Annotated in this window: 17 protein-coding genes; 3 read left to right on the forward strand and 14 right to left on the reverse strand. The window is 39.3% G+C overall.

Translation table 11 applies throughout. The features are described from left to right. Nucleotides 1-59: 59 nt before the first annotated feature. The 9 genes from RWU19_RS03815 to rpsB all read right to left on the reverse strand — a co-directional run bounded on the left by RWU19_RS03815 (nt 60) and on the right by rpsB (nt 12,813). Nucleotides 60-4,412, reverse strand: a complete 4,353-nt coding sequence (locus tag RWU19_RS03815; RefSeq protein ID WP_123837870.1) for a PolC-type DNA polymerase III — start codon at nt 4,410-4,412, stop codon at nt 60-62. Nucleotides 4,413-4,623: 211 nt separating this feature from the next. Further along, on the reverse strand, nt 4,624-6,333 hold the full coding sequence (locus tag RWU19_RS03820) for a proline--tRNA ligase (RefSeq protein ID WP_002314809.1): 1,710 nt from the start codon (nt 6,331-6,333) through the stop codon (nt 4,624-4,626). 67 nt (nt 6,334-6,400) lie between these two features. Then, nucleotides 6,401-7,669: an RIP metalloprotease RseP gene (rseP, locus tag RWU19_RS03825; protein ID WP_002338823.1), complete on the reverse strand. Its 1,269-nt coding sequence runs from the start codon at nt 7,667-7,669 to the stop codon at nt 6,401-6,403. 160 nt (nt 7,670-7,829) lie between these two features. Next, nucleotides 7,830-8,630: a phosphatidate cytidylyltransferase gene (locus RWU19_RS03830; RefSeq protein ID WP_002308898.1), complete on the reverse strand. Its 801-nt coding sequence runs from the start codon at nt 8,628-8,630 to the stop codon at nt 7,830-7,832. After that, nucleotides 8,627-9,439, reverse strand: a complete 813-nt coding sequence (locus tag RWU19_RS03835; RefSeq protein ID WP_123837871.1) for an isoprenyl transferase — start codon at nt 9,437-9,439, stop codon at nt 8,627-8,629. The genes RWU19_RS03830 and RWU19_RS03835 overlap by 4 nt, the downstream gene beginning before the upstream one ends. A 194-nt stretch (nt 9,440-9,633) precedes the next feature. Beyond that, nucleotides 9,634-10,191 (reverse strand): ribosome recycling factor, encoded by a 558-nt coding sequence (frr, locus tag RWU19_RS03840; protein ID WP_002293875.1) that lies wholly within the window; start codon nt 10,189-10,191, stop codon nt 9,634-9,636. A 2-nt stretch (nt 10,192-10,193) separates the two neighbouring features. Continuing rightward, nucleotides 10,194-10,916: a UMP kinase gene (gene pyrH, locus RWU19_RS03845; RefSeq protein WP_002293877.1), complete on the reverse strand. Its 723-nt coding sequence runs from the start codon at nt 10,914-10,916 to the stop codon at nt 10,194-10,196. Nucleotides 10,917-11,051: 135 nt separating this feature from the next. Continuing rightward, a complete protein-coding gene (gene tsf / locus RWU19_RS03850) occupies nt 11,052-11,933 on the reverse strand; it encodes a translation elongation factor Ts (protein ID WP_002293878.1) in 882 nt (293 codons plus the stop codon). 97 nt (nt 11,934-12,030) lie between these two features. Beyond that, nucleotides 12,031-12,813 (reverse strand): 30S ribosomal protein S2, encoded by a 783-nt coding sequence (rpsB, locus tag RWU19_RS03855; RefSeq protein WP_002293880.1) that lies wholly within the window; start codon nt 12,811-12,813, stop codon nt 12,031-12,033. A 358-nt stretch (nt 12,814-13,171) separates the two neighbouring features. Here rpsB and RWU19_RS03860 point away from each other — a divergent pair, with 358 nt between their 5' ends. The 3 genes from RWU19_RS03860 to phnX all read left to right on the forward strand — a co-directional run bounded on the left by RWU19_RS03860 (nt 13,172) and on the right by phnX (nt 15,740). Beyond that, nucleotides 13,172-13,651, forward strand: a complete 480-nt coding sequence (locus RWU19_RS03860) for an arginine repressor (protein WP_002316352.1) — start codon at nt 13,172-13,174, stop codon at nt 13,649-13,651. A 219-nt stretch (nt 13,652-13,870) separates the two neighbouring features. Continuing rightward, nucleotides 13,871-14,962: a 2-aminoethylphosphonate--pyruvate transaminase gene (gene phnW, locus RWU19_RS03865; RefSeq protein WP_123837872.1), complete on the forward strand. Its 1,092-nt coding sequence runs from the start codon at nt 13,871-13,873 to the stop codon at nt 14,960-14,962. Continuing rightward, nucleotides 14,955-15,740 carry a phosphonoacetaldehyde hydrolase gene (gene phnX / locus RWU19_RS03870; protein ID WP_010718143.1) on the forward strand — a complete coding sequence of 262 codons (786 nt, stop codon included), beginning with the start codon at nt 14,955-14,957 and terminating at the stop codon, nt 15,738-15,740. The genes phnW and phnX overlap by 8 nt, the downstream gene beginning before the upstream one ends. 171 nt (nt 15,741-15,911) lie before the next feature. Here phnX and argS read toward each other — a convergent pair whose 3' ends face one another. From argS to arcA, 5 genes are all read right to left on the reverse strand, one after another. Continuing rightward, entirely contained in the window at nt 15,912-17,603 is a 1,692-nt protein-coding gene (argS, locus tag RWU19_RS03875; RefSeq protein WP_123837873.1) for an arginine--tRNA ligase, read from the reverse strand. A 77-nt stretch (nt 17,604-17,680) separates the two neighbouring features. Continuing rightward, entirely contained in the window at nt 17,681-17,809 is a 129-nt protein-coding gene (locus tag RWU19_RS03880) for a hypothetical protein (protein ID WP_257973276.1), read from the reverse strand. A gap of 217 nt (nt 17,810-18,026) precedes the next feature. After that, nucleotides 18,027-18,974 carry a carbamate kinase gene (gene arcC, locus RWU19_RS03885; RefSeq protein ID WP_002313642.1) on the reverse strand — a complete coding sequence of 316 codons (948 nt, stop codon included), beginning with the start codon at nt 18,972-18,974 and terminating at the stop codon, nt 18,027-18,029. Nucleotides 18,975-19,088: 114 nt separating this feature from the next. Next, nucleotides 19,089-20,108, reverse strand: a complete 1,020-nt coding sequence (gene argF / locus RWU19_RS03890) for an ornithine carbamoyltransferase (RefSeq protein WP_002288437.1) — start codon at nt 20,106-20,108, stop codon at nt 19,089-19,091. Between the two features lie 90 nt (nt 20,109-20,198). Next, on the reverse strand, nt 20,199-21,428 hold the full coding sequence (gene arcA / locus RWU19_RS03895; protein ID WP_002308888.1) for an arginine deiminase: 1,230 nt from the start codon (nt 21,426-21,428) through the stop codon (nt 20,199-20,201). Between the last annotated feature and the right edge of the window lie 177 nt (nt 21,429-21,605).

Consider the following 21,605-nt stretch of genomic DNA (forward strand, 5'->3'; position numbering starts at 1 on the left):
ACCTATAAAAACTATACCATACTCTGCTTAAAATTACAAGCAGACAAGATAACAGATGCTTATAACATATCGAATAACGATAATTGGTTTTCGTCTGGTAAATCCTTCAATACACCATTATCGTTCATATATTCGATCAATGTTTTTGAAACTTTCCCGCGAGTAGCAAGATCTTCTTTAGATAAAAATGGACCATCTTTTCTTGCCTCAACGATTTGTTTTGCTACATTGGTTCCCAAACTAGGGACAGCTCTAAATGGCGCAATCAACGTATCTCCTTCGATAACAAAATTAACTGCATCCGATTTGTACAGATCGATCATCCCAAATTTGTATCCTCGTTCTAACATTTCATTGGCTAACTCTAGCACGGTCAGCTGATTTTTTTCTTTTACGGAAGCATCTAGCCCTTTGTCCGTGATTTCTTTCATTGCTTGCTTCACAGCATCTTTTCCTTTGCACATGGAGACTAGATCAAAATCATCTGCACGTACAGAAAAGTATGCACAGTAATACAAAATAGGGAAATATACTTTGAAATAAGCAACACGAAGAGCCATCAATACATAAGCTGCAGCATGGGCTTTCGGAAACATATACTTGATCTTTGAACAAGAATCGATATACCAATCAGGCACATTATTTTCTTTCATCGCGGATAGATAGGTTTCTCTCAATTCATCAGGAATCTTGTTCCATTGCCCTTTACGAACAGTTTCCATGATCTTAAATGCCATCCCGCTGTCTAACCCAGCATGAATCAAATAAACCATGATATCATCACGACAGCCGATTACTTCCGCCAATGTCGCATCCCCACGTCGAATCAATTCTTCGGCATTTCCTAACCATACATCTGTACCATGAGATAGTCCGGATATTTGAAGTAGTTCTGCAAAAGTTGTAGGATGTGTTTCTTCTAGCATTCCTCGAACAAAACGAGTGCCGAATTCTGGAATACCTAATGTTCCTGTTTTAGAATAAATCTGTTCCTGGGTTACCCCTAGTACTTCAGGGCCAGCAAATATCCGCATCACTTCCGGGTCATCTGTGGGAATCGTTTGTGGATCAATCCCTGATAAATCTTGAAGCATCCGTATAACAGTTGGGTCATCGTGTCCTAGAATATCCAATTTCAATACATTATCGTGAATTGAGTGGAAATCAAAATGGGTCGTTTTCCATTCCGAATTTTGATCGTCTGCTGGATATTGGATCGGCGTAAAATCGTAGACATCCATATAATCTGGAATAACGATAATCCCCCCAGGATGCTGACCAGTTGTCCGTTTGACTCCTGTTGCACCCTTTGCCAATCTGTCGACTTCTGCACTTCGAAACTGCAGATTATTGTCCCTTTCATAACCTTTTACATACCCATATGCTGTTTTATCGGCGACTGTACCAATCGTTCCGGCACGGTAAACATAGTCTTCACCAAACAATACTTTCGTATAGTTATGTGCTTCTGCTTGATAATCACCTGAGAAATTCAAATCAATATCGGGCACTTTGTCTCCATGGAATCCTAAAAATGTCTCAAATGGGATATCATGACCATCTTTATTTAAGCGTGCACCACATTTTGGACATTGTTTTTCTGGCATATCAAATCCAGAACCGTACGTGCCATCTTCAAAGAACTCGGAATATTGGCACTCTGGACAGTAATAATGGGGAGCTAAAGGATTCACTTCAGTGATCCCAGTCATCGTTGCAACAAAGCTAGAGCCAACAGAGCCACGTGAACCTACTAGATAGCCATCTTCATTACTTTTATGCACAAGTTTTTGGGCGATCAGATAAATAACCGAGAAGCCATTACCATTAATAGAATTCAACTCTTTTTCTAATCGTTTTTGGATAATTTCAGGTAACGGATCTCCGTACATTTGTTTTGCTTTTGTGTAACTCAATTCTGATATCTCATCTTCTGAACCTGGAATCTTCGGTGTATAAAGCTCATCTTTGACTGGAATCACTTCTTCGCAGATATCTGCGATTTTATTCGTATTATCCACTACGATCTCTTTTGCTGTTTCTTCCCCCAAAAAGTGAAAAGCGGTGAGCATCTCATCGGTTGTTCGGAAATGGACATCTGGCAAACTATGACGATTCAACGGATTCGCTCCGCCCATAGAATTGATCAAAATTTTTCGGTAAATGGCATCTTCTTCGTTGAGATAATGAACGTTGCCTGTTGCAACAACGATTTTATCCAAACTTTTTCCGATTTCTACTAAGTTTTGGATAATTTCTTCCAAATCATGTTCATTTTTTACCAATTCTTGCTCGATCAAAGGTGCATAGACTGCTTTTGGCATAACTTCAATATAATCGTAGAATTTTGCTCGGTTTCTTGCCTCTTCTACCCCTTTTTGCATCATGGCTTCGAAGATTTCTCCCTTATCACAAGCTGAGCCGATCAATAGATTTTCCCGCATCTTTTTCAATTGGGAGCGTGGTATTCGCGGGACACGTTCGAAGTATTCGACATTCGACATTGAAATCAGTTTGAACAAATCTTTCAGTCCTGCCTGATTCTTTGCTAAAATCGTTACATGGAAAGGTCGGGCTCGTTTGTAAGAATCTCCTTCTCCGATATGCTCATTTAGCTGATCATGATAAAGCATGTGATGATTGTCCATTGCCTCTTTCACAAAGATCCAAGCTAAATGACCTGTTGCTTCAGCATCATAGATTGCTCGGTGATGCTGTTCCAAGCTGACACCAAATTTTTTGGATAACACACCTAATCCGAAACGTTTGAATTGCGGATATAGATATCTGGCTAATTCTAAGGTATCAATAACTGGATTGGCTGCTTCAGGAATGCCATATCTTGCGTAGCTAGTATTCAAGAATCCCATATCAAAAGCCGCGTTGTGGGCTACCAGAATTGTACCTTTTGAAAATTCAAGGAACATCCGCAAGACTTCTTCTTCTGACTTCGATCCTCGAACCATTTCATCCGTAATACCTGTCAAATCCACCGTTGTTCGGGATAAAGGATGTCCTGGATCGATAAATTCATCAAAGCTTTCGATCACATTTCCTTTGTACATTTTGACTGCAGCGAGCTCGATGATGGTATCGTATACCGCAGACAATCCTGTCGTTTCCACGTCAAATACGACATATGTGGCTTCGTTCAATGCTTCATGCGCATCATTATAAGCAATAGGTACACCATCATCTACGACATTCGCTTCCACACCGTATAAGATTTTCACGCCTGCTTTTTTCCCGGCACTATGAGCTTCTGGAAAGGCTTGTGCGCCACCATGGTCTGTAATGGCGATGGCACGGTGTCCCCATTTTCCTGCTTGTGCCACCAGATCAGAAATGCTATTCGTTGCATCCATCGTACTCATATTGCTGTGAACATGAAGTTCTACCCGTTTTTCCCCTTCAGGAGCATAATCTTTACGAGGGGTATGTTTGACTTCAACGATATCTTGGGCATTCATGACCAAATCACGGACAAACGTATCTTCTTGGATACTTCCACGTACCTTTAGCCAACTGCCGACACTGATCGCATCAAATATCTGTTCATCTTTTTCGCCGTTTGAGAATTTTTTGACGATAAATGATGAAGTATAATCTGTGATTTTCAAAGTCAAGATCTTGCGTTTTGAGCGTAGTTCTCTGACTTCTTTATCGAACACATACCCTTCAAGAGTGACTCGCCGTTCTTCTTCGACGATATTGATCATTGGTGTTGTGGGCTCATCTGCTGGAATATTTCGTCCTAGCTGGATGGGTCCTTCAAGAGCTGGTGACTGTTCTTTTCTTTCTTTTTTCTTTTGCTCATGAACAACTAGACTTTCAGCTGCTTGCTTCATAAAGGCTTCTGCCTGTTCATGTTTACGTTCTTCAAAAAGTTTCAATACACGTTCCGCTTGCTGCTCATCCACTTCTGGTTCGATACGAAATTTCGGGAATCCGTAACTGACGAACAACTCTTCTACTAATGGTAAGTATTGCTGTTTCAAATATGAAATAGCCCCTGTACTGTCGATTGGCAAGATGACTTTACGATCTTTTATCACAGGTACTTGCGTTTTCAATACTTGCTGTGCTAGTGGTGTATCGCATTGCTGATTTTCCAAAGCTTGGGCCCAGTAATCTTGCAAGAGCTGTTCATCGAATGTCTGGTCATCTGCTAAGATGTTCAATTTGACTTGTGCAATCTCTTTAAAAGCGACAGTCAGATGCTGAGCCAATGACCGATACAGCATAATAGGCAAAATTTTAGAAAAATGCAGCGTAAATTCCCATAAACGCGATTTACGATGGACTACTACACTATCCATTTCACCAGCAGTAAGCAGTGGATGATTTTTTTCTGCTTCCTCTAGTTGGATTTGTTCCAACAGTTTTTCAAATAAATCTCGTTTTTCTGACAAAGATATACGCCCTTTCTGATGAGAAACTATGCAATTGATTACATCGTATCCTCTTCTTTTTCAGTACCTTTTAGTATACTCGTTTTTTCTGAGTTTTACATTAAAAAATTGGAACTGTGATTCACATCACAGTTCCAATTTTAAAAGCGAAACATCAGGTTGTCAAAAACAGCTGATCCAGCTATCTTACTTTTCTGTGTTTTAACGCTTATTATTCGCCTTGGTTCAAGAGGATTGGTAAAGTATTCGCCAATTCTTCTTTACGTACTTCAACCATTTCGCCAGTTTTCTTGATTTTCACTTCTACGATTCCATCCACTGCTTTTTTACCGACAGTAATTCTGATTGGACAGCCAATCAAATCAGAATCCGCGAATTTCACTCCTGCGCGTTCATTTCTGTCATCAACCAGTACTTCATAGCCAGCTTTTGTCATCGCTTCTTCTAGTTCATTCGTCAAGTTTGTTTGGTATTCGTCTTTTAGATTCATTTGGACGATATGCAGATCAAATGGCGCAATTCCTTTTGGCCAATTGATTCCTTGTTCATCTGAATGTTGTTCTACGATTGCTGATAATAAACGGCTCACACCGATACCATAACAGCCCATAATCACAAATTTTTCCCGTCCGTTTTCGTCTAGAACGGTTGCTCCCATAGATTCACTGTAACGAGTGCCAATTTTGAAGATATGTCCGATTTCGATTCCTCGTGTAAAGGCAAGAACACCGTTGTTGTCTGGTGAAGGATCGCCTTCTTGTACAAAACGAAGATCTTCATAAGAAAGCACAGTGAAATCGCGTTCTGGATTCACATTTTTATAGTGGAATCCTGTTTCGTTCGCTCCAGTAATGGCATTCGCTAAATCTTGGACATAACGGTCTGCATATACTTTTACGTCATCTGAAACACCGATTGGTCCGACAGAACCAAACTCAGCACCTAGATATTTTTGTGCTTCTTCTTCCGTCGCTTCTTCTAAAAAGTCAGCAGATAGATAGTTTTTCAGTTTTACGTCATTGACTTCATGGTCTCCGCGTACCAAAACAAGGACAGGTTGTTCATCCGCAATGAACAATACAGACTTGATAATTTTTTGAGGTTCAACAGAAAAGAAATCTGCTACTTCATCAATTGATTTTACGTTAGGTGTAGCTACTTTCTCTAATTCAAGCTGTGTTTCATGCGATTTTTTTGATACATAGTAGCTTGTAGCCATCTCCAAGTTTGCAGCATAATCACTTTCAGTCGAATAACAGATCGTATCCTCCCCAATCTCTGAGATCGCCATGAATTCCTTTGAGTCTTTTCCGCCCATTGCGCCACCGTCTCCGATGATCGAACGAAATTCCAAACCGCAACGCTTGAAGACTTCGGTATAGGCTTTTTCATAATCTTTATATGTTTCGTCTAAACTTTCTTCTGTTGCATGGAAAGAATACGCATCTTTCATGATAAACTCACGTCCGCGAAGCAAACCAAAACGAGGACGTTTTTCGTCACGATACTTAGGTTGGATTTGATAAAGATTCAAAGGTAATTTCTTATACGAATTGATTTCATTACGCATCAAATCAGTGAAAGTTTCTTCGTGAGTTGGTCCAAGAATCATTTTTCGATCATTACGGTCCTTGAAACGATACAAGTTTGGGCCATATGTTTCATAACGTCCTGACTCTTCCCAAAGTTCTGCTGGCAAGATGGCAGGCATCAGCATCTCTACCGCACCGATTTTTTCAAATTCTTCCCGCATGATACGTTTCAGCTTTTCTAACACACGATTTGCTAATGGCAGATAAGAATAGATACCCGCTGATACTTGACGGATATATCCAGCTCTTAGCAAGATTTGATGACTTAATACTTCTGCATCATTTGGAACTTCACGTAATGTTGGAATCAACATTTTTGATTGTCTCATTCTATATACTCCTTTATTTCCTCAAAATAGTTATCGTTTGTTATTATACCCTATTTGTCAACTTTTTCTAGAAAAAGAATCGTTGAATATCGTTCCATGTAACTAGCACCATCAACAACATTAAAAATCCAAAGCCAGCTAATGTCAATATTCCTTCTTTTTCTTGACTTAATGGTTTCCCACGAATCCCTTCAAAAATATTCAACACTAATTTCCCACCATCTAAGGCAGGGATTGGAAGCAGATTGACGATTCCCAGGTTCATTGAAAGAAGCGCCATCAAACCAATAACAGTTGTTACACCTTGGTTTGCTGCTTCTGAAGACAATTGGTACATCATAACAGGCCCGCCTAATTTATCTAAACTAAAACCTGTAAACAGTGAACCTAAGGCTTTGAAAATTTCTAATGAACCGCTAAAAGCTTGACGTGTTCCGCCGATGATCTTATCCATAAAACCTGTATTCATTGGGGCTTGTATGCCAAGTTGGCCAACTTTTTCGCCATTTGACTCTACAGATTTCGGTGTCACGTCGACAGATTGCATCTTACCTTCTCGTTCGATCTCAAAATCTAATGTTTTACCTGGATTTTTCGTGATGACTGTTGTCAAATCGTTCCAAGAGTGGATTTCTTTACCGTCCACACTAACTACCTTATCATTTTCTTTTAAGCCTGCTTCTGCCGCAGCACCATTAGGGATAATCTCTCCTACACGATTAGTATTTGTCACTTGAACACCGCCTTGCATGAATGCAAGAATAATGAATAACACGATTGCCAAGATAAAGTTATTCATCGGACCGGCAAAATTGGTCAGCATACGCTGCCACAGTTTAGCCGATTGGAACTGTACATCTTTTGGTGCAATTCTGATTTCTGTTCCGTCGGTTTCAATAATCGTCGCATCGTGATCGACAGGATAGGTCACTACTTCTGTTTCATCCCCATTCACATAACCAGTGATAGTCAGCTCATCTTCTAAATCATAACGGCTCAATTCCATCGGGATAGCATTTGTCAATTGGATTTTCTTACTTAAATTTATCTTCTCTACGATGCCGTCAGAATTTAGTAAAAGAGAAAGAGGCATACCTGGTGCCATTTCTGTTTCATCATCCCCATTGCCTGCCATTCGAACATAACCGCCAATAGGTAATAGGCGAAGCGTATATGTTGTCCCGTCTTTTGCTTGATGCCCATAAATTTTCGGCCCCATACCGATAGCAAATTCGCGAACGAGGATTCCTGATCGTTTCGCAAAGAAGAAATGACCAAACTCATGAACAATCACTAATATACCAAAAACAATGATAAATGTTAGTATCGTTTTCATAGCTTTTTTCTCCTTTACTTGTTTTTTGTGTGTTTTTTTAAACAACGTTAAAACACTATAATTTTACCATAGTATACCTAAGACACCAATAGTATCAATAAAATGAGAAACAAAAACCTGCGTCTTTTATGAAAATCACAAAGAAACGCAGGTATACTTACTAAATAATGCCAAATAAATGCATGATAGGGAATACAAACAGCAAGCTATCGAAACGGTCTAAGATTCCTCCGTGGCCCGGTAAGATATTTCCTGAGTCTTTCACATCATAATGGCGTTTGATTGCTGATTCGACCAAATCGCCAAATTGTCCGACTGCCGAAAAAATAATCGTCATCAGAAGCATGACAAACATACCATGATTGAATAGTTCTTTTGCTGGATACAACAATAGATAAAGAAATGCGACTACAACAGCACTTCCGATCCCGCCTAACGCGCCTTCAATCGTTTTGTTCGGGGAAATATCCGGACTTAACTTGTGTTGTCCATAACGACGGCCAACCATATAAGCACCAATATCAGTTGCCCAAACAATAAACAGACCAAAAATCAAAACAGCTAAACTTTCTGTTCGTGCATTGACGAAATTCTGGAAGCCTATTCCTACATACAAACTGACAAGTACTGGGAAACCTGCTTCATCAATCGTATACGTATTTTTAGAAATAACTGACGTCCCTAAAAGGATCATAACGATAAGATAAAATAGCATAAATGTACTGACGTTCTCTGGAAGAAAGAAGAACCATCTTTCTTTTGGCAAGACAAGGAGCACTGCACCAATAGCGGATAAAACTCCTTCAAAACTTAGGAGAGTCAATCCTTTCATCCGGAAAAGCTCATAAACTCCTACCACAGCTAAGACTGCTGCGGTAAGCTCAACCGCTATGCCCCCAATCCATATAATCGGAATAAACAAGACAAGCGCCACGGCTGCTGTGATTACGCGTTGTTTCATGACTGATCCCCTTTCTCATTTTCTGTTTTTTTTACACCGCCGAATCGACGATCTCGATTTTGATAAGAGGCAATTGCTTCTTCAAGATGCGCACCGTCAAAATCAGGCCAAAGTGCTTTTGTAAAATACAATTCACTATATGCAATCTGCCATAACAGAAAATTACTGATCCGCTCTTCTCCGCTTGTACGGATCATCAACTCAGGATCTTGTAATTCTTTGGGCAAGAAACCTGTCATTAGATGGTTGGCAATCAATTCATCATCGATTTCTTCTGCCTGTATTTCTCCCTTTGCTACTTCTTCAGCAATGTTTTGGACTGCAGTCACGATTTCTGCTCTGCTTCCGTAATTCAAAGCAAAGTTTAACACCATTCCGGTATTGTCTTTTGTTTGCTCAATTGCACGTTTTACAGCGTCTTGCGTATGTTCTGGTAACACGTTCTCATACCCCATGACATGGACTTTGACGTTTTCTTTGATCAATTCTGGTACGAACGTATCAAAAAAGTCGACAGGTAGTTGCATGAGAAAACTTACTTCATCTTTTGGTCGCTTCCAGTTTTCAGTCGAAAAAGCATAAAGCGTCAATACTTTCACTCCAAGCCTTGATGCTTTCTTTGTAACTTTCTTTACTGTTTCCATACCTTCTTTATGACCAGCGACTCTTGGCAAACGCCGGTTTTGCGCCCAACGACCATTGCCGTCCATGATGATGGCAACGTGTTGAGGAATTGGTCCATCGGCATTAAATTGAAATTCGCTTTTTTCTTGAATATATTTGTTTTTTTGCGGAAAAAAACGTAACATTCTTTTTCCTCCTATACTTAAAAGATTCCCACTATCTTAAGTATTATAGCAATATCTAAACGTTTTTCCTATGAAATCATTGTTTTTTTATTTAAAAACTGAATAATTTTTTCTTTTTTTAATCTTTAAATAAAAGAAACATAAATAAAAACAGAGGAAGCGGAATGATCCGCCCCTCTGTTTTTATGGTTTTATTAAACTTCCAATAATTCTTTTTCTTTATCAGCAGCGATCTTATCTACTTCTTTAATGCTGTTATCTGTCAATGTTTGTACGTCTTTTTCTAGTCCGCGCAAATCATCTTCGGTAATGTCACCATTTTTTTGTTGTTTTTTATATTCGTCGATCGCATCACGACGGATGTTACGAATCGCGATTTTTGCATTTTCTGCTTCTTTTTTCACATCTTTAGCTAATTCTTTTCTGCGTTCTTCTGTCAGTTGCGGGATAACCAAACGAATAACATTTCCATCATTGGTAGGACTGATTCCGATATCACTTGCCATAATAGCTTTTTCAACATCTTGAAGAATGCTCTTGTCAAAAGGCGTGATCATTAAAACACGTGCTTCTGGGATTTGGATTGACGCCATTTGGTTCAATGGAGTTGGTGCACCGTAATAATTCACAGTGATTCGATCCAAAAGGCTAGCATTCGCGCGGCCTGCGCGGATTTGCCCAAGTTCACGTTGAAGATTTTGTGCTGCTTTTTTCATTTTTTCTTTTGCTTCTGTCATAATTGCATCTGCCATTTTTATTTCCCCCTTACAGTCGTTCCGATATTTTCGCCTAAGATTGCCCGGCGAATATTTCCGTGTTCATTTAAATTGAAGACAAGCAATGGAATGTCATTATCCATGCTTAGTGAACTTGCAGTTGAATCCATGACTTGTAATCCTTTAGCAATCACTTCCAGATGAGTCAGTTCTTCAAATTTCACTGCATTTGCATCTACTTTCGGATCAGCAGAATAAACACCGTCTACATTGTTTTTAGCCATCAGGATAACATCTGCGCCGATTTCTGCTGCGCGTAATGCTGCCGTTGTATCTGTCGAGAAGTACGGGTTGCCGGTACCGCCCGCAAAAATAACAATCCGTCCTTTTTCTAAATGACGTTCTGCTTTACGGCGAATGTATGGCTCTGCGATTTGACGCATTTCAATCGAAGTTTGCACGCGTGTCGGTACACCCACGTTTTCCAACGTATCCTGTAAAGCTAAGGCATTCATAACTGTAGCTAACATACCCATGTAATCAGCTTGAGCGCGTTCCATACCCATTTGTGCTCCGATTTGTCCGCGCCAGATATTTCCGCCGCCCACAACGATTGCCATTTCAACGCCCAGTTCGTGAACTTCTTTGATTTCTTGGATGATTTCTTTGATTACTGGTGGTTTGATTCCAAATCCTGCATCCCCAGCTAAAGCTTCTCCACTCAATTTTAAGACTACACGCTGATATTTCGGTGTGACCATGTTCATTCCTCCAATATTTTCTATTGCCATTTTACCATACTTAGATGATTTCGACACGCTAAGCCTGGTTTTTCTTGTTTTGCTTAAAAAAAGGGAGCGCACAAAGCGTGCGTTCCCGTCTGTCATTCAACAGAATTATTTTTTCACTTGGCTCATAACTTCTTCTACAAAGTTATCTTCGCGTTTTTCGATACCTTCGCCAACTTCGAAACGTACGAATGTTTTAACAGTTGCGCCTTTTGAAGCAACGTATTTTTCAACAGTCATATCAGGATCTTTAACGAATGGTTGGTCAACCAAAGCGATTTCTGCTTTGAATTTCTTCAAGCGTCCTTCTACCATTTTTTCAACGATATTCGCTGGTTTGCCTTCATTCAATGCTTGTTCTGTAAGAACAGTTTTTTCATGTTCTAATTCAGCTTCTGGAATTTGTGATTCGTTTACATAGCGAGGATTGATAGCTGCTACGTGCATAGCTACGTCTCTTGCAACTGTTTCATCTGTTGTTCCGTCTAGAACAGTCAATACAGCAATACGTCCACCCATATGCAAGTATCCGCCAAATGCAGCATTGTCGTCTTTTTCTACAACTTCAAAGCGACGGAAGCTGATTTTTTCTCCGATAACTTGAGTTGCTTCGATCAAGTCAGATTCAATTGTTCCTTTATCTGTTTTGATTTTCATTGCAGCTTCCATGTCTGCTGGTTTGTTTTCAGCAACAAGTTCTGCGATTTCTTTTACTAAGTCTTGGAACATTTCATTTTTAGATACAAAGTCTGTTTCTGAGTTTACTTCAACGATTGCTGCAGTGTTACCTTTCACAGCAACTGAAGCTAATCCTTCAGCGGCAATGCGGTCATTTTTCTTTGCAGCCTTTGCCATTCCTTTTTCACGTAAAAGATCAACTGCTTTTTCCATATCGCCTTCTACTTCAACTAATGCTTTTTTCGCATCCATCATTCCTACGCCAGTCATTTCGCGTAGTTCTTTTACCATTTTAGCTGTAACGTCTGCCATGTTTAACTCCTCCTGTGTGTGTTCTTTTTAAAAAAAGCTGCTTCAAAGGAGAGTGAGGCTTGTCGCCCAGCCTTTGAAACAGCTCCATCATTCAAAATTATTCTGCTGAAGAATTGTCGCCTTCAACAACATCTACGATTTCTTCGATTGATGTTGCTGTGTTTTCTTCTGTGAAATCTTCTTCAACTACTTGATCTTCACCTTGGTTTCCTTCGATGAAAGCATCAGCCATTTTTGAAGTAATCAATTTAACGGCACGAATTGCGTCGTCGTTTGAAGGGATTACTACGTCGATTTCATCTGGATCGCAGTTTGTATCAACCATAGCTACGATTGGGATATTTAATTTGTGTGCTTCTTGAACAGCAATACGTTCTTTACGTGGGTCAACGATGTACATTACATCTGGGATTCTTGGCATATCAGCGATACCGCCTAAGAATTTTTCAAGACGTTCGCGTTCTTTGTTCAAACCAGCAACTTCTTTTTTAGGTAGAACTTCAAAAGTTCCATCTTCTTCCATTGCATTGATTTGTTTCAAACGGCTGATACGTTTTTGGATAGTATCCCAGTTTGTCAATGTTCCGCCTAACCAACGATGGTTAACGAAGTATTGTCCTGCACGAGTTGCTTCTTCTTTGATTGCTTCTTGTGCTTGTTTTTTTGTACCTACGAATAATGCTACGCCGCCTTCTTCAGCAACGCTCTTCATGTAATCATAAGCTGCATCTACTAATTTAACTGTTTTTTGTAAGTCAATGATGTAGATTCCGTTTCTTTCTGTGAAGATATATTTCTTCATTTTTGGGTTCCAGCGACGAGTTTGGTGACCAAAGTGTACGCCGGCTTCTAGTAATTGTTTCATAGAAATTACTGCCATGTTTGTTTCCTCCGATTTGGTTTTATTTTCCCTCTTCTTATCTTCTATCTTGCCGGCAAACTTTTTCAAGCACCTACCGACAATCCAATAAGAATGTGGATTTGCTGATGCATAAAGCACCCTCAGCTATTATACAGACAAAAGATCCGTATCGCAAGAGCAAATGTACTTTTCTGCTCAACATTCAATAGTTTACCTGAAAGACAAAAAGAATTCAAGAAAAACAGTAGATTTCTCTTTGTTTCTTTATTCTCTTTTTTCCATAAAATAATTTTAGATATAAAAGACGAATATTATTGGGCAATCCTTCTTTTTTTTGTTATGATACATGTGAAATCTTTCGTAAAGGAGAAAGAAGATGCGCAAAGCTCAAAGACATTTGCTGATTAAACAAGTCATTGAAGAATTCCCGATCCGTACGCAAGAAGAACTATTAAACAAACTTGGGCATTATGGCGTTACCGCAACGCAAGCAACGATTTCTCGAGATATACGTGATCTGAAAATCGTGAAAGCACCTGATGAAAACGGTATTTCCCGCTTTGTGTTGTTTCGCGAAAAAGGTACTCCTGATACTAAGACTGAAGAAGAGGATCGGCTGATTCAAATGATTGAAGACATTGTGTTGAAAGTCGAACGAGTCCACTTTTTGACAATCGTTAATACCTTGCCAGACAATGCTCATTTATTTGCATCTGTTTTAGATGAGATCAAGCCTCCTCCTATCGTCAGTACGATTGCTGGATTTGATACGATCATGATCATCTCAGAAAATGAGGAGGATGCAAAACGAGTAGAAGAATTTCTTCACCATCCGACTGAAGTATCACTTTTTTAATCAGAACACGTGTTCCTAATAAGGAATGCGTGTTTTTTTATTTTCAATATTTTCCTTGTTAAATAAACCTTTACACTCTTTACAAAAATACATCAGTTTTTATTTAAACTTTTCATAACTTTGATTAAATCACAATACTCATCATTTATATTGGATGTTAGCAAGAGCAGAGTCTTGCTCTTTGTGTATGTCAATAAAAAAGAAATGAAAGGAAATCGCATGTATAAATTATTAACGCCTGGACCATTAACGACTTCTGAAACAGTGAAAAAAGCGATGCTGACCGATCATTGTACCTGGGATCAAGAATACAAAGAGATGACACAATGGATAAGAAAAAAATTGCTGGAGCTTGCTCAAGTACCGGAAAAACTATACACAACGGTCTTGATGCAAGGAAGCGGCTCCTTTGGGGTAGAATCTGTTTTAAGTTCTGTGATCAGACCAGAAGATACTTTGCTGATTTGTTCAAATGGCGCATACGGTCAACGAATGATTGCCATGTGCAAATGTCTGCAACTAAACTATGCAGTTTATGAAGTACCTGAATACCAAATCCCCCAAGCACATATGATTACACAGTTGATTGAAGAGAATCCGTCTATCTCCGCACTTGCAATGGTCCATAGCGAGACTACTTCCGGTATTTTAAATGATTTGGAAGAAATTGCTGCTGTCCCACAGGAAAGAGATCTTTTGTTCATAGTAGATGCGATGTCTAGCTTTGGTGGGATACCGATTCATGTAGCGGAACTAGGGATCGATTTTTTGATTTCTAGCTCAAATAAATGTATTCAAGGTGTTCCAGGTTTTTCTTTTGTACTTGCTAATAAAGTGGAACTAGAAAAGCGAAAAAATGCGAGTCGAAGTTTGTCACTTGATTTGTATGACCAGTACCGCGTGATGGAAAACGAGAATGGCAAATGGCGTTTCACTTCCCCTACTCATACGGTTTTGGCTTTTCAACAGGCATTGAAGGAACTAGAGCTAGAAGGAGGGATCGAAACTCGATATTCACGTTATCTCGCCAATAATCATGTGCTACGACAAAAAATGACAGAGATGGGGTTCCAGCCTTTCATCCAAGAGTATCAGGGGCCATTCATTACCTCTTTTCTTTACCCTAAAGACTGGCGATTTGATTTCAATCATTTCTATCAGCATTTAAAACAAAACGGATTTGTGATCTATCCTGGGAAAATCAGCGATCATGAATGTTTTCGTATCGGTAATATTGGCGAGATTTATCCAGAAGACATTTTAGAACTGACAGCAATTATCAAAGACTATAAGGAGAACATTAATGATTAAAACTGTAATTTTTGATTGGGCAGGAACAACTGTGGACTTTGGCTGTATGGCTCCTGTCCACGCTTTTAGAAATGCTTTTCTAGAAAAAGGGATCCAACTGACTGACAAAGAGATCCGCGAACCGATGGGAAAATTAAAATGGGATCATATCCAACAGCTTCTTTCCCTCCCTTCTGTCAAAGAACAATGGATAGCGATTCATGGACAACTACCTCAGGAAAAAGAGGTAGAAGAATTGTATCAGCAATTTGAACATTATCTGTTTAAAGATTTGGCCCAGCATTCTACCTTGAAACCCGACACATTGGAAACGATCGAACAGTTGAGAAGCGCTGGGATCAATATTGGTTCCACGACTGGATTTACTGCTCCTATGATGGCAATCGTAGCAGAAACCGCAAAAAAAGAAGGGTATTCACCAGACTTCATGGCAACTTCTGAAGACGTCGAAGGATATGGACGACCATTTCCTTATATGATTCATAAAAACATACAATATTTCAAAAACAAGTCGGTTGATGAAGTAATCAAAGTCGGAGATACGGTCTCAGATATCCAAGAAGGGAAAAATGCTGGGGTGTTTACAGTAGGTGTGATTGAAGGTAGTTCGCTGATGGGACTTTCATATGATGCATACCAACAAATAGAGATGGAGGAAAAAGATCGCTTAAAACAGTCTGTTGCACTTAGATTCCAACAAGCTGGTGCTGATCTTTGCGTAAATAACTTGAAGGAGTTAACAGAGTACATTTTGTGCGCTGACAAGAATCCAGAATGACTTTTATACAAAATAAGAGCTGTGACAATATTTTTGTCACAGCTCTTATTGCGAATAAACGGTGTTCAGCTCCGAGTCACAAGGAACAATTTCAAAAAACAGCTTCTCATGTTTGTTGGACATTGTGACTTGTGACTCGGAGCTGAACACTGATTTCACATTCTTTTTTTCTTACATCTTATCTGGGGCATGAAGTCCTAGCAAACGAAGATCTTCTTTCAATAATACAGTCACTGCATACACTAAAGCTAAGCGTGCTTCTTTTTGTTCATCGTCAGCTAAAATCTTCGTATGAGCATAGTATTTGTTGAATGCCTGTGCTAATTTGATTGCATGTTTCGCAATCACTGAAGGTTCATATTTTTCCCCAGCGGATAAGACTGTTACAGGATATTTTTGAACCAATTTGACTACTTCCCAGCTGATATCGTCATTCAACGCATAGTCTGCTGTTTCTGAAGGGACGAATCCTGCTTTTTCCAACAGACTGACTGCACGAGCATGTGTATATTGCACATAAGGTCCAGTTTCTCCTTCAAAACGAACAACTTCTTCTAAGTTGAAGTCAAATGTATTGAGACGATCGTTTTTCAAATCATGGAAGATGACTGCCCCAACCCCTACTTGTTTAGCTACAACATCTTTGTTTTCTAAATCAGGGTTTTTCTCGCTGATCTGCTCTTTAGCAGATTGGATTGCTTCATTCAATACTTCTTCTAGTAAGACGATTTTTCCTTTACGAGTTGATAATTTTTTACCACCTTGTGTGATCAAACCAAATGGGATATGGTGCATGTCGTCAGACCAGTCAAAGCCCATTTCCTTCAAGACAGCTTTCAATTGTTTGAAATGATAACTTTGTTCATTCCCTACTACATATAGAGATTGTTTGAAGTCATAGGTACGTTTACGATACAATGCGGCAGCTAAGTCACGTGTGATGTATAGTGTCGCGCCATCTGATTTCTTGATTAATGCTGGATTCAAGTCGTAAGCAGAAAGGTCAACGATCTCCGCACCTTTATCTTCGTTCAGCAAATGTTTTTCTTCTAAAAGTTCGACGATTTCATCCATTTTGTCATTATAGAAAGCTTCACCGTTCAATGAATCAAACTGTACTTCCAGTAGATCATAGATTTTGTTGAATTCTTTCATCGATTCATCACGGAACCATTGCCACAATTGGATAGCTTCTTCATCGCCTTCTTCTAGACGTTTGAACCAAGCACGAGCTTCTTCATTTAATTCCGATTCTGTTTCAGCTACTTCATGGAATTGGACATACAAACGAAGCAGTTCATTGATTGGCTCTGCTTTGACCGCTTCTTCTGAACCCCATTTTTTGTAAGCAACAATCAGTTTTCCGAATTGCGTGCCCCAGTCACCTAAATGATTGATGCGGATTGGCTGGTATCCGATTTTTTCCATAATGAAGCCAATCGAATTACCGATAACTGTCGAACGTAAATGTCCCATTGAGATTGGTTTTGCAATATTTGGAGAAGACATATCGATCGGTACGGTTCCTTGATTCCCGATATTGCTGTCCCCATAATGTTCTTTTTCTTTCACTACTGTTTGCAAAACTTTTTTGCTGATAAGTTCTTTATTCATGAAAAAGTTCAAGTAAGGACCAACCACTTCGATTTTTTCAAAGTTGGCAGAGTCGATTTTTTCTGCTAAATCTGCAGCGATTTGCTGTGGCGCTTTTCGGTAAACTTTTGCTAATGAAAAGGCTGGAAATGCCACATCCCCGTGTTCGGCTGATTTTGGATTTTCTAGTAATTGTTCGACTTGTTCAAGTGTCAAATCGTCTTTGACAACGTCATAGACGGCTTTTGCGACAAGATCTTTATTATTCATCTTTATTCCTCCTAAAATACTCTCTTATTTGTTCAACAAAAAAAATCTCTAATGACGACATACTTAGTATGCCATCATTAGAGACGAGATTTCCCGCGGTACCACTCCAATTGTCCTAAAAAAAGGACCAGCTCCATCTGATATCGGTAGACGACCGTCTGTTTAAAACAGAATTCTCCAAGTGCGCTTCGTTGTATCTCCTTCATTCGGCTTCCACCACTTCCGAATTCGCTAGCCAAGAATGATACAAGTACTCTCTTGTTCAACAAATCTTAATCTTATTAAACTTTCTTGAATTATATCAGAAAAAAAAACGAAAGGCTAGTCGTTTCTAATAAAAAAAACAATCCAGATGGCCTAAAGGAGAAGAAATACCACCTGGATAGTTATAAATCATTTCGTAAATACGAAAGACTTAACAAATTAATCAGCTACGATAATCGTTCCTTCTTCAGAAGCTAAAAGATTTTCGATATTTTCTAAAGAAGTGATGATTGCCTTAGCGTTCGGTTTTGCTTCAACAAATGCAATGGCTGCTTCTACTTTCGGAAGCATGCTTCCTGGAGCGAACTGTTTTTCATCAATGTATTGTTTCATTTCTGAAACAGTAACAGTTTCTAGTTTCTTTTGATCCGGTTTTTGGTAATTGACATACACATTGTCTACACCTGTCAAAACGATCAGCAAATCCGCATCGATGATTTCGGCTAATTTTTCTGAAGCAAAATCTTTATCGATCACGGCTTCTCGCCCTTCTAATCCGGTCGCTGTTTCTACAACAGGAATCCCGCCACCGCCAACAGACACCGTGATAACTCCTTGTTCGACTAGCGTTTCGATGACACGTGCTTCTTTGATCGAGATTGGTTTAGGGGAAGCGACTACTTTTCTCCATCCACGTCCAGCGTCTTCTTTGAATGTCACAGTAGAATCAGCATTCATTTGTTCTTTCGCTTCTTCTTCCGTGTAGAATGGGCCGACTGGTTTACTTGGATTTTTGAAGGAAGGATCGTTTTCATCCACAATGACTTGAGTGACTAAAGAAACTACATCTTTATCGATCCCTTTTTCCTTCAGTACTTCACCCATCGCGTTTTGGAGCCAGTAGCCGATTGACCCTTCCGTCATTGCGACACATGTATCTAAAGGCATTGCTGGTGTTTTCTCAGAATCAGCAGCTTGCTGCTGAATCAATAGGTTGCCGACTTGCGGACCATTTCCGTGAGAGATGATTAGTTCATCTCCTTGTTCGATAAATTTCACTAAATACTTTGCTGTTTCCATTAACGCTTCTTGTTGGGCTTTTGCACTTGCATCCGTAGACAAGATGGCATTGCCTCCTAAAGCGACAACTACTTTTCGTTTGGCCATTTCATTCGTCCTTTCTTCAGTTCTCCTGAATTTTCTAGATAACAAAACGAGCCAGCGTTTTGTGATTTTCCCTCAATGCTGACTCGTTTTTTCGTGAGATGAATGTGGTTATGCTTAAACGCGAGGGATAAACAAGTTACCTAATGTTGCTGCCATGATCGCTTTGATTGAATGCATACGATTTTCTGCTTGGTCAAATTGACGAGCATATTTGCTGCGGAAGACTTCATCTGTTACTTCCATTTCAGTGATGCCAAAGCGTTCTTTCATTTGTTCACCGTAAACAGTGTTTGTATCATGGAAAGCTGGTAAGCAGTGCAAGAAGATCAAACGATCTGTATTGTGTGTTTTTTCTACCATTTCCATATTGATTTGGTAAGGTTTCAACAATTTGATCCGTTCTTCAAATTTATCTTCTTCACCCATTGATACCCATACATCAGAATAAAGCACGTCTGCTCCGTCTACACCTTTATCAACATCGTCGGTAATCATCAATTGTGCCCCTGATTTTTCAGCAAAACCTTCTGCCATTTTGACGATTTCTTCTTCAGGTTGTAATTCTTTTGGTGCAACGATACGCATGTTTGCTCCCAAAATTGCACCTGTTACTAATAAAGAGTTAGCCATATTGTTACGACCATCTCCACAGTATGCAACAGTGATACCTTCTACAGTTCCAAAGTTTTCTTGGATAGTTAAAAAGTCAGCGATCATTTGTGTTGGATGCCATTCGTCAGTCAAGCCATTCCAAACTGGAACGCCAGAGAATTCTGCTAGTTCCTCTACCATTTTTTGACTGAATCCACGGAATTCGATTCCATCAAACATACGACCTAACACTTTAGCTGTATCTTCTGTTGATTCTTTTTTACCTAATTGGATGTCATTTGCACCTAGGTATTCAGGATGTGCGCCTAGATCGATTGCTGCAGTGGTAAATGCAGAACGAGTACGTGTAGATGTTTTTTCAAATAAAAGTGCGATATTTTTTCCTTCTAGATAGTGATGTGGGATTCCACGTTTTTTCAAGTCTTTCAAGTGTTCTGAAAAATCGATCAAATATTGTAACTCTTCTTTTGTAAAATCTTTTTCTGCTAATAAACTTCTTCCTTGGAATACTGATTCTTTCATATTAAACATTCTCCTTTAGATTGTTTTTATTTAAGATTAAAGAGGAAATCCTGACGACAGCTGACAGTAAGACTGTCGTCAGGTTATAAACTACTTCAAGTCTTCACGGACAAGTGGTTGGCTCATACAACGTGGACCGCCACGACCTCGTGACAATTCACTTGAATTGATTTCCAACACTTTGATACCATAGCTACGAAGCAATTCGTTCGATACGTAATTCCGATTGTAAGTGACTACGACACCTGGAGCGATTGCCAATGTATTGGATCCGTCATTCCATTGTTCTCTAGGGGCAACGATCTCATCCCCATTACCAGTTGGAATCAATACAAGATCATCTAATCCAAGAGCAGCTTTCATCGTTTCGTGTAAGTTATCTGAATGAGTGATCTTGATATCATCACCATCGGGTTCGATCGTAAAGACATCCATCTTACCGTCTTTACTTTGGATTGCTGGATGGATAGTGAATTTGTCATGATCTACCATTGTGAATACGGTGTCCAGATGCATCATTGCACGGTTGTTCGGGATTTTGATTGCTAATACTTTTTCAAATCCTGAATTTTTTGCGAATAGATGGCGTGCTAATTTTTCTAAAGCTTTTGCATTAGTTCGTTGAGAAATCCCAACTGCTACTACTTTGTCGCTTAAGATTAATTCGTCTCCACCTTCGATATGATCTGGATTTTCACGATCCAACCATACTTCGATCCCTTTATTGGCAAATCTTGGATGATGTTTCAAAATATATTCTGTAAACATCGATTCACGACGACGTGCTTCAAAAGTCATCTTATTGACGGTCATTCCATTTCCCATTGATGCGGAAGGGTCGCGTGTAAAGTACAAGTTTGGCATTGGGTCCATGTAAAATGGATAGTCGTCGTCTGCTGAAAGATCATATAGGCTGCTAGAACGTACTTCGATATCTTTTGTACGAACCCCAGCCATGATTTTATCTACCATTTCTTGTGTTTCCATTGATAGAAGGAACTCATGAAGACCATCTCTTACTGCATTCGATGCGATGTGAGATTCATCCAACATTTTATTCAAGAATTGTTCTTTGACGTTGCCTGCGTCAATCGCTTCTGCTGCTAATTTTTCCAAGTAAAGAGTTTCGACGCCTTCGTTTTGCAAGGTCTTTGCAAAGTTGTCATGCTCTTCTTGAGCAATCGGAAGATATGGAATATCATCGAACAACAGACGATCCATAATATCTGGTGTCAAATTTTCCACTTCTTGTCCAGGCCGTTTCAGTAAAACTGTCTTTAATTTCCCTATTTCAGAGAAAACGTGAATAGGTTTATCCATGTTGTGTTGCCTCCTTCTTTTTGATTACATGTATAGGATAGCCTCCTTTTGTAATCACTTTCATAATTTTGTCTCATTCAAAATGAGACATCCCTCACATTAATATTCGATAATTAAATAATTAAACGTTTTTCTAATTTTAAGCGTAATTTATTCATTTTTTATTCTGTATACACT

The organism is Enterococcus sp. 2STP (assembly GCF_032465635.1).
Lineage (GTDB): Bacteria > Bacillota > Bacilli > Lactobacillales > Enterococcaceae > Enterococcus_B > Enterococcus_B lactis.

Coding starts and splice junctions, on each gene's coding strand:
- pyrH (WP_002293877.1), bottom strand. CDS start 10,916: ATGGTCACACCGAAATATCAGCGTGTAGTCTTAAAATTGAGTGGAGAA.
- arcC (WP_002313642.1), bottom strand. CDS start 18,974: ATGGCCAAACGAAAAGTAGTTGTCGCTTTAGGAGGCAATGCCATCTTG.
- arcA (WP_002308888.1), bottom strand. CDS start 21,428: ATGGATAAACCTATTCACGTTTTCTCTGAAATAGGGAAATTAAAGACA.
- RWU19_RS03830 (WP_002308898.1), bottom strand. CDS start 8,630: ATGAAACAACGCGTAATCACAGCAGCCGTGGCGCTTGTCTTGTTTATT.
- phnX (WP_010718143.1), top strand. CDS start 14,955: ATGATTAAAACTGTAATTTTTGATTGGGCAGGAACAACTGTGGACTTT.
- rseP (WP_002338823.1), bottom strand. CDS start 7,669: ATGAAAACGATACTAACATTTATCATTGTTTTTGGTATATTAGTGATT.
- frr (WP_002293875.1), bottom strand. CDS start 10,191: ATGGCAGATGCAATTATGACAGAAGCAAAAGAAAAAATGAAAAAAGCA.
- RWU19_RS03880 (WP_257973276.1), bottom strand. CDS start 17,809: ATGAAGGAGATACAACGAAGCGCACTTGGAGAATTCTGTTTTAAACAG.
- tsf (WP_002293878.1), bottom strand. CDS start 11,933: ATGGCAGACGTTACAGCTAAAATGGTAAAAGAACTACGCGAAATGACT.
- argF (WP_002288437.1), bottom strand. CDS start 20,108: ATGAAAGAATCAGTATTCCAAGGAAGAAGTTTATTAGCAGAAAAAGAT.
- RWU19_RS03820 (WP_002314809.1), bottom strand. CDS start 6,333: ATGAGACAATCAAAAATGTTGATTCCAACATTACGTGAAGTTCCAAAT.
- argS (WP_123837873.1), bottom strand. CDS start 17,603: ATGAATAATAAAGATCTTGTCGCAAAAGCCGTCTATGACGTTGTCAAA.
- phnW (WP_123837872.1), top strand. CDS start 13,871: ATGTATAAATTATTAACGCCTGGACCATTAACGACTTCTGAAACAGTG.
- RWU19_RS03860 (WP_002316352.1), top strand. CDS start 13,172: ATGCGCAAAGCTCAAAGACATTTGCTGATTAAACAAGTCATTGAAGAA.
- RWU19_RS03835 (WP_123837871.1), bottom strand. CDS start 9,439: ATGTTACGTTTTTTTCCGCAAAAAAACAAATATATTCAAGAAAAAAGC.
- rpsB (WP_002293880.1), bottom strand. CDS start 12,813: ATGGCAGTAATTTCTATGAAACAATTACTAGAAGCCGGCGTACACTTT.